Below are 12376 nucleotides of genomic sequence, written 5' to 3'. Positions count from 1 at the left end.
GGTGCTGTTACTTGCCGGCCGAAGCCATTTTGCTTTCTTCGAATGCGGCCATTTCAGCGTCGAATTTCGCCATGCCGCTGTCCTGCAGCTTGCTTATGCGCTCGTTGATTTTCAAATAGGCTTTCGGAATGACGCGGACGAATTTGGCAGAAAGAATCTCCCAATGATCCAATACGCGTTTGCCGTTCAGGCTTCCTGTATAGCGGACATGGTTTTCGACCATCTCTTTCAGTTCCGCGATTTCAACGGGGTCTGCGAGCGGCTGCATATGCACCATTTCCGCATTGCAGCGTGCGCTGAATGTTTCATCTTCATCAAGGACATAGGCGACACCGCCTGACATGCCGGCCGCGAAGTTCTTGCCGGTATCCCCGAGAATGACGACGCGCCCGCCAGTCATGTATTCACAGCCGTGATCGCCGACACCTTCGACAACGATCTTGGCGCCGGAATTGCGGACGGCAAAACGTTCGCCGGCCATGCCGTGGATATACGCTTCGCCTGCTGAAGCACCATAGAACGATACGTTGCCGATGATGATGTTCTTTTCAGGGAGGAATGTCGAATCCGCCGCCGGCTTGACGACGATCTTGCCGCCGGACAAGCCTTTTCCGACAAAGTCATTGGAGTCTCCGATCAAATTGAGCGTCATGCCTTTCGGGATGAACGCACCGAAACTTTGGCCGGCAGAACCTTGGAAGTTCAATGTAATGGTGTCTTCCGGCAAGCCCTCTGCGCCGTATTTGCGGGAGATGGCGCTGCCGATGATCGTCCCGGTCGCGCGGTGGATATTGCGGATGGCCGTCGATACTTCGACCGGCTCGCCGGTATCGATCGCATTGCGGCAGCGCGGGAGCAGTTCCTGGACATCGAGCGTATGCTTCAAGCCGTGGTCTTGCTTGACTGTTGCATAACGGCCGACTTTTTCCGGCAGGTCCGGCTGATAGAGAAGCTGTGTCAAATCGAGCCCTTCCGCTTTCCAGTGCTTGATCGCTTTATTTGTTTCAAGAACGTCGGTGCGGCCGATCATTTCATTGATCGTGCGGAACCCGAGCTCCGCCATCAATTCGCGTGCTTCCATGGCGATAAAGCGCATGAAGTTCGCGACGTGGTCCGCTTCGCCCGTATATTTCTTGCGCAGTTCCGGGTTTTGCGTCGCAATCCCGACTGGGCATGTGTCCAGATGGCAGACGCGCATCATGACACAGCCAAGCACGACAAGCGGTGCTGTCGAGAAGCCGTATTCTTCAGCTCCGAGAAGCGCTGCCGTGACCACATCGCGGCCGGTCATCATCTTGCCATCTGTTTCGACGACGATGCGGTCGCGCAGGCCGTTCAATAGAAGCGTCTGGTGCGTCTCCGCAAGGCCGATCTCCCACGGCAAGCCGGTATGCTTCAAGCTCGTTTTCGGCGCAGCACCCGTTCCGCCGTCGTAGCCGCTGATCAAGACGAGATCGGCACGGCCTTTCGCGACACCTGCCGCAATCGTTCCGACACCGACGGCCGATACCAATTTCACGCTGATGCGCGCACGCGGGTTGGCGTTTTTCAAGTTGAAGATCAATTCCGCTAAATCTTCGATCGAATAGATATCGTGATGGGGCGGAGGTGAAATCAATTCGACGCCCGTCGTCGAACCGCGCACTTCCGCAATCCAAGGGTAGACTTTCTTGCCTGGCAAGTGCCCGCCTTCTCCAGGTTTCGCCCCTTGCGCGACTTTGATCTGGATTTCGTCGGCATTGACCAAATAATGGCTCGTGACGCCAAAGCGGCCCGATGCGACTTGCTTGATGGCGCTTCTGCGGCTGTCCCCGTTATCGTCAGGGATAAAGCGTGAAACTTCTTCGCCGCCTTCTCCTGAGTTGCTCCGGCCGCCGATTTTATTCATCGCGATTGCCAGCGCTTCATGGGCTTCCTTACTGATCGAACCGTACGACATGGCGCCGGTTTTGAAGCGTGCGCAAATTTCTTCGACCGATTCGACTTCTTCGATCGGGACCGGCGTGCGTTCCTTGAATTTCAGCAAACCTCGCAAGGATTGGAGATTGGCTTTTTCATCCGTCAAGAGTTTCGAGTACTTGCGGAATGTATCGTAATCATTCGTCCGGCACGCTTGTTGGAGCGTGTGGATCGTCATTGGGTTGTATTGGTGGTCTTCGCCGTTTTCACGGTACTGATACTCATCGCCCGACTCCAGCGCTGGGTTCGCCCCTTCGCGGTCCGGATAAGCAGACGCGTGGCGCAGCAGGACCTCCTTGGCGATAATATCGAGCCCAATGCCCCCAAGGCGCGATGATGTGCGGGTGAAGTATTTGTCTATGACATCCATATGGATCCCGATCGCTTCGAAAATCTGCGCGCCTCGGTAACTTTGGATGGTCGAAATGCCCATTTTAGACAGTATCTTAATAATGCCATCCGTTACGGCTTGTACATAGCTCGTTTCGGCTTGTTCGACGTTCATGCCGTGGATATCGTCTTTCGCTACCAGGTCTTCGATTGTTTCAAATGCCAGGTAAGGGTTGATCCCTTCGGCACCGTATCCGATCAGCATCGCAAAATGATGCACTTCGCGCGGTTCCGCAGATTCCAGCAAGATGCTCATGCGCGTCCGTGTGCCTTGCCGAATCAAATGGTGGTGAAGGCCGGACACTGCGAGCAATGCCGGAATGGCTGCATATTCGCTGTTTGCGCCACGGTCGGAGAGAATAATCAGTGTCGCGCCATTGTCACTCGCTTCGTCCGCTTCAGCAAACAAAGCTTCCAGACGCGCTTCCATCGCTTCCGCTCCCCCATCTGCCTTGAAGAGGATGGAAAGCGTCACTGTCTTGAACTCCGGCAAGTTTTGCTGGCGCAGCTTCTCAAGCTCTGCATTCAGCAATACCGGTGTTTCAAGACGGATATGCCGGGCGCTTTCTGGCTTCGGATCCACCAGATTGCCTTCTGCCCCGATCGTCGTGCGCGCTGCCGTGATGATCTGCTCACGGATGGCGTCGATCGGCGGGTTGGTGACTTGTGCAAACAATTGCTTGAAATAGTTATACAAAAGCTGGGGCTTTTTCGATAATACCGCGAGCGGCGAGTCGTAACCCATCGAACCGACCGGGTCTTTCCCGTCGGATGCCAGCGGTTTGATGATTTTCTGGACTTCTTCCTGCGTATAGCCAAAAGCAAGCTGTTGCTTCAGCAATTCCTCACCGCGGATATGTTCCGGCTCTTTCGGCTCCGGCAGGTCCTCCAGGCCGAGCAAGTTATTTTCGACCCAATCCTTGTAAGGAAGTTCGGAGGCAATTTGCATTTTAATTTCTTCATCCGGCACGATTTTTCCGGCTTCCAGGTCGACCAATAGCATTTTACCCGGGCGCAAGCGGTCTTTGTAGATAATATCATCAGAGAAGATATCGAGCGCACCGACTTCTGAACCAAGTACGATCATGCCGCTTTTCGTAATATAATAGCGTGCCGGGCGCAAGCCATTACGGTCGAGGCAGGCTGCAATCTGGCGGCCGTCTGTAAAGACCAAAGCGGCCGGGCCGTCCCAAGGTTCCATCAATGTGCTGTGGTATTCATAGAAGTCCCGTTTTTTCTTGTCAATCGATTTGTCGTTGACCCATGGCTCCGGGACCATCATCATGGCCGTATGCGCAAGGGAACGCCCTGACAGATGAAGAAATTCAAAGCAATTATCAAACATGGATGAGTCGCTTCCTGTCTCGTCAATGACCGGCAGGACTTTTTGCAGGTCCTGGTCATTAAAATAAGGGGAGCTGCAGGCAAACTGGCGGGCCCTCATCCAATTGACATTTCCGCGAAGCGTATTGAATTCGCCGTTATGGATGGAGTAGCGGTTCGGGTGGGAACGCTGCCAGCTCGGGAAGGTATTCGTACTGAACCGTGAGTGGACGAGTGCCAACGCCGATTTGAATTCGGGATGGTTGAGGTCGATATAGAAGGAATCCAGTTGTTCCGGGATGAGCATGCCTTTGTAGACGATCGTTCCGGCAGACAAACTGCTGAAATAGACATCCTTGAACTCTTCCTGACCTCCCATTTCCTGCTCGATGCGTTTACGGATAATGTACAACCGGCGCTCCAAGTCCATGCGTGTCTCAAGTTCCGCTGATGCGCCGATGAAGATCTGGCGGATGACCGGCTTGGTTTTCGCCGCCACTTTGCCGACGAATGAATCGTTGACCGGCACAGGGCGCCAGCCAAGTGCTTCCTGGCCTTCTTCTTCGACGATGCGCTGGATGATGTCCTTAGCTTTCATGCGGAGATCGTAATCCTGTGGCATGAAAATCATGCCGATCCCGTATTTCCCTTCTTCCGGAAGAACGATTCCTTCTTTTTCACATTGCTTCAGGAAAAAGCGGTGCGGAATCTGCGTCAAAATGCCGGCCCCGTCCCCTGTGCTCGTATCAGATGATTGGCCGCCGCGATGTTCCAGGTTACACAGGATGTTGACTGCATTCTGGACGATATTGTGGGATTTTCTTCCGTCTATATTAGCGATCATCCCGATGCCGCAAGCTTCATGTTCCTGATCGGGATGATACAGACCTTGTGCGATCGGATACTCTTTCTTTCTCAATAAAACCGCCTCCTTTATACGCATTCATTGTCATAATGTTTTGATAGTATATCATATAATTGAATATATATACAAATTAGACTAGTGAGAAAACTAATTCATGCATGAAGATTCATTGACATATCGACATTTTTTCGTGGAAACGCTTTCAATTTACGCTATAACTAGGTTTTCTTTATTCGTTATTTATGCATATTAATACAGAAAATAAGGAGCAGAGAGCATCTCTTCCCCATAGTCGCCCTGAAGCGAAAAAAAAAGCCAAAAAAAAATAAACCGGGAAGAAGGCTCTCTCTTCCCGGTTTTTCCTATATCACTTGCCGATTCGTTTATCGAAGCGATTTTTTTATTGGCAGCTGGCGAGAACCCCCCTGCAAGAATATTCGCCAGCCAAAGATTCACCGGCGTTTCGCCGTCCCGAACCCACGAAGACGGATTATGGGTTGTTCACTGTCTCATGCATCCGGATCGCTTCAAGGAATTGCTCCCCGTACTTCTCCAGTTTGTTGGCGCCAACGCCATTCACTTCCAAAAAGGCTTCTTCATCTTTCGGCTTGCGCGCGACCATATCCTGCAAGCTCTTGTCCGAGAAGATGACAAACGGCGGGACGCCTGCCTCATCCGCCAATTTCTTGCGGACCGTGCGCAATTCCTCAAATAACGGATCGTTGGTGGCGATCCGCTTTGTGACGACAGCGCCTTTTCTCATGACGCGGCGTTTCCCGAGCAGCACATCGCGCCCGCCATCCGGAACGAAGATCGTCGGGAAGCTGCCTTGTTCGACTGCTAGCAATTCCTGTGAAATCATGAATTCGATGAGGTTCGACACTTCCTTCGAATTCATATGCTTCAGCACGCCGTATGTCGATAATTGATCGAACCGGAAATCGAGCACTTTCTTATTGCGCGAGCCGGTCAATACTTGGGCGGTCATCGTCTTGCCGAATTTCTGGCCCATGCGGATGACGCACGACAGCACTTTCTGGACATCTTCCGTAACGTCCTGGCCCTCGCGCTCGTCGACGCAATTTCCGCAATGGCCGCACGGGGCTGCACTTCCGTCGCCGAAGTAATGGACAATGAATTGCTGGAGGCAGTTTTCCGTATGGCAATAATCGACCATGCCCTGGAGCTTTTTCAGCTCGCCCGGTATGCGCGACGGGTCCTGCGCCTGGTCGATTAAAAAGCGCTGCGTCTGGACGTCCTGTGATGCATAGAGGACGATGCACTCGCTCGGCAAGCCATCGCGCCCGGCGCGCCCCGCTTCCTGGTAATAGCTCTCCATGTTTTTCGGCAGCTGGTAATGGACAACATAACGGATATTCGATTTATCGATGCCCATCCCGAATGCATTGGTTGCCACCATCACATTCACTTCATCATTCAAAAACCGCTCCTGCCCAAGGCGGCGCTCGTCGTCGGGCATGCCTGCATGGTATTTCGCTGCCCTGACGCCACGCTTGATGAGCGATTCATAGACCGAGTCCACCGTTTTGCGGGTCGCTGCGTAAATGATGCCCGCCTCATTATCGTTTTTCTGGACGTAATCGCGGATAAAACGTTCGCGGTCCTGGCCCTGGATGACGGAAAAACTTAAATTTGCCCGTTCAAAACCGGTGATGACGGTATTCTGTTCTTCGATGTCCAGGATGCGGCAAATATCTTCCCGCACTTGCGGCGTCGCCGTCGCCGTCAACGCAAGCACCGTCGGATTGTCCGGGAAAATCTCCAGCATGCGGCTGATCAGCCGGTAGCTCGGCCGGAAATCATGGCCCCATTGCGAAATGCAATGCGCTTCATCGACTGCGATGAGCGGTACCTTGACACCTTGCAGCCCATCCAGGAACATTTCCGAATCGAGGCGCTCGGGCGCGATATACAATAACTTGATGATGCCCATCTGCACTTGATGAAGGATGTCGCGGACTTCGTGGACATCGAGTGAACTATTAATAGAAGCAGCCGGGATTCCAGCTGCCTGCAATGAGTCGACTTGATCTTTCATGAGGGAGATCAGCGGGGAGACGACGATGGTCGTTCCTTCCATGGCGAGCGCAGGAATCTGGTAGCACATCGATTTCCCGCCGCCTGTCGGCATGACGCAAATCGTATTTTGGCCGTCGAATACTTGTGTAATAGCCTGCTCCTGGCCGGTCCGGAAGCTGTCGTACCCGAAATGCGACTGCAGTAGTTTTCTTGCTTGTTCCAACACCTTTGAACACTCCCCATACTGTTTTGCTATGAACGTAGCTTACCATATTTGAAGGGCTATTTCTTTTTTGGCATACGAAAAGCCACCCCGGAAAACCGATTATTTTCCGGGGTGGCTGAAAAGGCCTTTTCATTCGGATTGAGGCAGTGAAAATGATCTCATGTGTAGACTCTTGCCAACAGGAAGAAATAAGGCCGCTTCATGCCTTTCCAGTCCATCATCCCCATCAGCACATCGTCGTTCACTTTGCGGAAATGATCCTGGATCGGCAATTGATCGTATATCATTACCGCACTCGTTTTCCCGCGCCACTCCATCTTGCAAAGACGCGCCGCCCCTCTCGCTCCGCTCAGTAGATTGAAGATCAAGCCAGGCGGAAACGGATGAAGCGGGAACGGCTTTCCGAGCGGGCTCTTGAATAATAAGGGGTCGACATGCTTGGTGCTGTGGAAAGCCTTGCCATACCAGCCCGATTTTTCAAGCCAGCCGTCCAATGGATGCCCTGTAGCCAATTCGTGCCCTTTCCATGTGCCGAACATCGCGGGGGGTTCAACTGGCTCCAGCGCATCGAACAGCCGGCATGCTTCATCGGCAGTGGTTCCGCCTTGCTCCAACACTTTCCACATCCATCGATCCGGCTTCATGGCCTTCTCCCTTTCCGGTTAGATCTCAAGTTCCCAATGCTTCGCTTCTTCGTCTTTCATCTGCTGTTCGGTTTCTTCCGGATAAGCCGTGCGGAATTTATGGGCATCCAGCGGGATGATTTCGACCATCTTGTCGATCATGTCCTGCGGGTCGAATTGGTCTTCCAAGCCCTTCTCCGCTTCCTTCATGTCTTCAGGACGCGTGAAGTGGGTTTTTTCATCGAACCATTTCCACTTCGCCTCCGCACTGCGGTCATTGAAGCCCGTGTCGAAAGCGCCCGGATTGATCGTCGCCACTTGCACGCCGAACTCCGCCATTTCCTTGCGCAGCGTTTTCGCGATCGCTTCGATGGCATGTTTCGTCGCCGTATATGGGCCGACATAAGGTGTCGACATGATGCCTGCCATGGAAGACAGGAAAATGATTTTGCCTTTTCCTTTCTCCACGAATTTGCGTGCCGCAATTTGCGCCGTCTCAAGCGTCTGGAATACGTTCACTTCGAACAATTCACGGAAATTCGACATCGGCACTTCACCGAGCGGCCCGCCTTCATTGACGGCAGCGTTCGCGACGAAAATGTCGAAATCATAGTCAAGCATTTGTGCCAGGTCCTGCGGATTTTTAATATCCATCTTAAATGTTGTCAATTCGACCCCGGCGTCCGTTGCCGCTTCGCGAAGCGATGTCACTTGCGGCGCTGTTTCGACGGGGGCGATCACTTTATGCCCCTTTGCCGCAAGGCCCAGTGCCGTGCCTTTACCAAGCCCGCTTCCGGCTCCTGTAATGAAAATCGTTTTGCTCATCGTGATCTCCTCCTGATTCTGTAAGTTGCTATCATTTGTCTTCCCCCTAGCAACCAGAATAAACAGGTTTAATTGAGCCACCATTCTTTCCGGTCCATTTCCTCCGCGAAATGGGCATATTCAGACAGCGTCTCCTCCAACACCTTTTCGCTGCGGGCAAGCATGCGCTCCCTTGCCTTCTTTCTCTTGAAGCGCCGCCCGTAAACCGCTTGCAATTCATCGTAGGAAGTTTTCAATTCACGGAAACTTGCCGCGATTTCACCATCTTCATCGGCGAGCAGCGAAGCCAGCATCCCGATTTTTCCGTAAAGCTCTTCCACTGTATAACGCTCGCGGTCCTTATACAGGATGCCGGCTACAATCGACGCCGGCAGCTCTTCGTCGACCCCACGTGCCAGATCCGTCAGCAATTCAATCATGATGCGCCGGTTACTTGCCAGCGACAGGACGTAAAAGATGTGGGGGATCTGATCGACTGGCGTTTCTTCAATATATTCATCGATTTGCCTGATTAAGTCTTCCGCTTTTAAATGGTCGATGAGAATGCCCAGCCGGTATGTTTCGTACATTATGTATCTTCTCAAATCCCCACCGCCATTTCCTCAAGTCTCCTTTTTATTTTGACAGATAATTCTGTCAAAAACAATTCATCAATGATTTCAATCACACAAAAAAACCCGTCCTCCTCATTACAGGAGAACAGGCCAAGAAGTGCTTGTACATGTCTATCAAGTCGCCAAGCCATAGCTGCCCATGCGTCTTTTCACTTGGATGAAGGAAGCCGCCTCGGCGAGTTCCGCTTCGTTCAACGGCTGGTCATCGAGCATCACTGTATATTCGTTCAGGAAATTCGTATTTTGAAGATCAACATTGATCGTGCGGTCGTTGCGGTCCAATAGGCTGTCCACAGAAATCTCAAAGAAATCGGCGAGGCGTTCCAGATGTACAACTGACACTTGTTTCTTTCCGCTTTCATACGCCCATACCGTGCTTTTCGCAAAGCCCAAACGGTCTGCAAGCTCTTCCGGGGAAAGTCCTCTCGCTTCTCTTAAATCTTTTATTTTTTTGCTTAATTGCTTCATGGTTGATTCCTGCTCCTTTTAGTAAATTTCTAATTATTTTAAATATACTGCAATTAAAGTGAATGAGCAATCATTTTATGGATAATTTTTTAAAATAGAATGAATATTTAGTGAACAGTATCTATTTAATCTAATTACTGGAAGTTAAAAGGGTCATAAAGCATGTAATAATTAAAAAACTCTTATTCTGTGATAATTAATCCCAGTTTACGCGCAAACAATAAGGCTTGATCCGTGGATACTTTGCACCCCTCAAGCAACCCGGGAGTCACTTGCAGCTCCGCAAAGCGGCTTGAGCTGAAGTCCGTGCCTTTAAGGGACGTTCCCGTAAAATTGGCTTCATTCAACTCACTGGCCAAAAATTGCGCATTTTTCAGATCGGCCTCATAGAAATCCGCTTGCCGCAGCATGCTTTCCTCGAAAATCACGTCGCCTATATGGGAAAATCCGAAAACTGCATAATCGATACGGCATTCTTTAAAACGTGCATAGCGGATCGCGCTTTCCGTGAAATCCGTTCCCAACAACCGGCAATTCTCGAACTTCACCCGATGGAACACCGCCCGCCTCATATCAGCATTCGATAAATCGCAATTGATGAACACCACATCCGCGAACTCACTGCGTTCCCACTCGCCATCCAAAAAACGGACATTCTCGAACAGCACCCGGTCAAAATGGACGTTCCCTGCCGGTAATTCCTCGGAAACGATCCGGCAATCATGGACATATCCATCATCTAATGCTTCAATAAAAGAAAATGTTTCTAATTCCGGGGGAAGCATCGGTTCGGTCTTCTTGTTCTTTTTCATCATCATTCCTCCTGGCTTGCGTATGTTCTTTCTTCATCTTAACGACAATCCAGTTTCTTGTCCCATCCGCCGCGAGAATTGCCTCAACCCAAATCCGCTGTAAAGGAGATGCTGCATGGAAAATGTCAAAAGCACGTTTAAAGAAGTCGCATCTGCCATTCTTCCTGTCACGATTGTCGTCGTCTTGCTTCAAGTCCTGATCATCCGCCTGCCGTTTGAAGCGCTGCTCCAGTTCTTGATCGGGGTCGTTTTTGTCGGTACCGGCTTTTTCCTGTTTTTGCTCGGCGTCAATGCAGGGCTGCTCCCGATCGGTGAATTGATCGGCAAAAAGCTGCCCTTGACCCGTAAACCATGGCTGGTCATCGGGACAGGCCTTGTGCTTGGGCTCGCCGTCACGATCGCCGAACCGGATGTCCGCGTCCTGGCCAATCAAATCGATGATGTATCAGGAGGCGATATTTCAAGAAACATCCTGATCTTATCCGTCTCGATCGGCCTGGCGATCTTCGTCGCCTTGGCGATGGTCCGGACGCTGTTCAGCATTCCGATCCATTATTTGCTGATCGGGGGATATACTATTGTCTTCCTTCTTTCTTTCTTTGTCCCTGAAGCATTCATCCCGATTTCATTCGATGCCGGCGGGGTAACGACCGGTCCGATGGCAGTGCCTTTCATCCTGGCACTGGGCATCGGTGTCGCCTCCGTCCTGCGCTCCGATAAGCCAAGCAGCGGCGAAGGTTTCGGCTTGATCGGGCTGGCCTCGATCGGCCCCATTATCGCTGTCATGCTGTTGGGGTGCTGTACCGGTGAACTTGCATATTTTCCATGGTTTCGGGGAAGTGCTGATCGAAGTCAGCATGGCCCTCCTTCCGCTTGTCGTATTCTTTAGCGTATTCCAATTGTTCATGCTTAAATTGCCGAAAGAACGCGTGCTGCAAACCGGACTCGGCTTCGTTTTGACATTTTTCGGGTTGTCCTTTTTCCTGCAAGGCGTCCATATCGGCTTCATGCCCTTCGGTGAATTGATGGGTGCGGAACTGGGCGATTGGCAATATCGCTGGGCGATCATTCCGATCGGATTTGTGCTCGGCTTTGTGGCGACATTTGCCGAACCGGCTGTCCGCATCATGAACGAGGAAGTCGACCGCGAAACGGGCGGTTATATTTCTTCGAAAATCATGCTCTACACTTTATCGACAGGGGTCGGCTTGTCCATCGCTTTGTCGATGCTGCGGATCCTGACAGGCTGGTCGATCTGGTATTTCATTTTGCCGGGTTATATCCTTGTCCTCATTCTAATCTTTTTCTCCACGCGCACATTCATCGCCATCGCCTTTGACTCAGGGGGTGTCGCTACCGGGCCGATGACCGTCACGTTCATCGTCTCCGTGGCAGTCGGCATCGCTTCAGTCACCGAAGGCCGGGACCCGCTCGTCGATGGCTTTGGGATGATTGCGTTGGTGGCATTGACGCCGATCATCTCCGTACTTGTAGTCGGCTTACTCTTTAACCGAAAGGCAGGAAAACAAAACCATGAATCTGAATCATAGACTGATGATTGCCATCGTAAAACGCGGCGCTTCGAGGGATGTCATTGCAGCGGCGAAAGAAGCCGGCGCTGACGGGGCGACGGTACTGTACGCGGAAGGGATCGGCCGAAACGAAAAGCCCACGTTCCTCGGGCTTCCCGCCACACACGAAAAAGATGTGGTCTTTATCGCTGTCGACGGTGAAATCGAACTGGCCGTTGCAGAAGCGATCAGCCATGCCGGAAAACTGGGCAAATCCGGTCATGGCCTCGGCTTTACCGTCCACCTCAGCCAATTGCTGGGGGTCCCCCATCTCAACGACCGCGAAGACGACCGAAAAAAGAAGCAAGGAGTGGAACAAATGCCAGAACCGAAAGATTTTCAATTGATCGTCACCATCGTCAATTCCGGGGATTCCGGGCAAGTCGTCAAAGCGGCGGCAAAAGCCGGCGCTGAAGGCGGAACGATCCTGGAAGGGCGCGGTACCGGAGTCAACGAACAGAAGAAGTTCATGAACTTTACGATCGATCCGGAAAAAGATGTCGTACTGACCTTGGTGCCGGCCGTGTTTGCAGAAAAAGTGGTCGCCAGCATCGAACAGGCAGTCGACCTCGATGCTCCCGGAAAAGGCATTGCCTTCTTGATCGACGTGGAAAATGTTTTCGGCGTCAACCACTCTTCATTGAATCCATGAAAAAACCG

The 12376-nt window shown here is 51.8% G+C and carries 10 protein-coding genes; 3 read left to right on the top strand and 7 right to left on the bottom strand.

Going from position 1 to position 12376, the window contains the following annotated elements; translation table 11 throughout:
- Positions 1–7: 7 nt before the first annotated feature.
- The 7 genes from gltB to DP119_RS00820 form a co-directional block, all read right to left on the bottom strand.
- Positions 8–4591, bottom strand: coding sequence for a glutamate synthase large subunit (gltB, locus tag DP119_RS00850; RefSeq protein ID WP_205853824.1), 4584 nt, complete (start codon positions 4589–4591; stop codon positions 8–10).
- Positions 4592–5027: 436 nt separating this feature from the next.
- On the bottom strand, positions 5028–6803 hold the full coding sequence (recQ, locus tag DP119_RS00845) for a DNA helicase RecQ (RefSeq protein ID WP_112230002.1): 1776 nt from the start codon (positions 6801–6803) through the stop codon (positions 5028–5030).
- 158 nt (positions 6804–6961) lie between these two features.
- Complete coding sequence (locus tag DP119_RS00840) at positions 6962–7447, bottom strand: DUF4334 domain-containing protein (RefSeq protein ID WP_112230000.1); 486 nt, start codon at positions 7445–7447, stop codon at positions 6962–6964.
- 18 nt (positions 7448–7465) lie between these two features.
- The gene (locus DP119_RS00835) at positions 7466–8251 is read right to left on the bottom strand and encodes an SDR family oxidoreductase (protein WP_112229998.1); all 786 of its coding nucleotides are present in this window, start codon (positions 8249–8251) and stop codon (positions 7466–7468) included.
- A gap of 68 nt (positions 8252–8319) precedes the next feature.
- Positions 8320–8820 carry a hypothetical protein gene (locus DP119_RS00830; protein ID WP_112229996.1) on the bottom strand — a complete coding sequence of 167 codons (501 nt, stop codon included), beginning with the start codon at positions 8818–8820 and terminating at the stop codon, positions 8320–8322.
- Positions 8821–8979: 159 nt separating this feature from the next.
- Complete coding sequence (locus DP119_RS00825) at positions 8980–9333, bottom strand: helix-turn-helix domain-containing protein (protein WP_058382696.1); 354 nt, start codon at positions 9331–9333, stop codon at positions 8980–8982.
- A 182-nt stretch (positions 9334–9515) separates the two neighbouring features.
- The gene (locus DP119_RS00820) at positions 9516–10145 is read right to left on the bottom strand and encodes a pentapeptide repeat-containing protein (RefSeq protein WP_112229994.1); all 630 of its coding nucleotides are present in this window, start codon (positions 10143–10145) and stop codon (positions 9516–9518) included.
- A gap of 115 nt (positions 10146–10260) precedes the next feature.
- On the opposite strand from DP119_RS00820, the gene DP119_RS00815 reads away from it, so the two are divergent.
- Genes DP119_RS00815 through DP119_RS00805 form a run of 3 tightly spaced genes read left to right on the top strand, consistent with a single transcriptional unit; the run spans position 10261 to position 12368 of the window.
- Positions 10261–11034: a DUF1538 domain-containing protein gene (locus DP119_RS00815; protein ID WP_112229992.1), complete on the top strand. Its 774-nt coding sequence runs from the start codon at positions 10261–10263 to the stop codon at positions 11032–11034.
- Positions 10952–11695, top strand: a complete 744-nt coding sequence (locus DP119_RS00810; RefSeq protein ID WP_112229990.1) for a DUF1538 domain-containing protein — start codon at positions 10952–10954, stop codon at positions 11693–11695. Before DP119_RS00815 ends, DP119_RS00810 begins: the two co-directional genes overlap by 83 nt.
- Positions 11679–12368, top strand: coding sequence for a P-II family nitrogen regulator (locus DP119_RS00805; protein ID WP_112229988.1), 690 nt, complete (start codon positions 11679–11681; stop codon positions 12366–12368). Before DP119_RS00810 ends, DP119_RS00805 begins: the two co-directional genes overlap by 17 nt.
- Positions 12369–12376 lie beyond the last annotated feature (8 nt).

The organism is Planococcus maitriensis, assembly GCF_003289925.1.
GTDB lineage: Bacteria > Bacillota > Bacilli > Bacillales_A > Planococcaceae > Planococcus > Planococcus maitriensis.
This window is presented reverse-complemented; position numbering and strand designations above follow the sequence as displayed.

Excerpts from the sequence above, each read along its gene's own strand:
- DP119_RS00805 (WP_112229988.1), top strand. The coding sequence starts at position 11,679 with ATGAATCTGAATCATAGACTGATGATTGCCATCGTAAAACGCGGCGCT.
- DP119_RS00840 (WP_112230000.1), bottom strand. The coding sequence starts at position 7,447 with ATGAAGCCGGATCGATGGATGTGGAAAGTGTTGGAGCAAGGCGGAACC.
- DP119_RS00830 (WP_112229996.1), bottom strand. The coding sequence starts at position 8,820 with ATGTACGAAACATACCGGCTGGGCATTCTCATCGACCATTTAAAAGCG.
- DP119_RS00820 (WP_112229994.1), bottom strand. The coding sequence starts at position 10,145 with ATGAAAAAGAACAAGAAGACCGAACCGATGCTTCCCCCGGAATTAGAA.
- DP119_RS00815 (WP_112229992.1), top strand. The coding sequence starts at position 10,261 with ATGGAAAATGTCAAAAGCACGTTTAAAGAAGTCGCATCTGCCATTCTT.
- DP119_RS00825 (WP_058382696.1), bottom strand. The coding sequence starts at position 9,333 with ATGAAGCAATTAAGCAAAAAAATAAAAGATTTAAGAGAAGCGAGAGGA.
- DP119_RS00835 (WP_112229998.1), bottom strand. The coding sequence starts at position 8,251 with ATGAGCAAAACGATTTTCATTACAGGAGCCGGAAGCGGGCTTGGTAAA.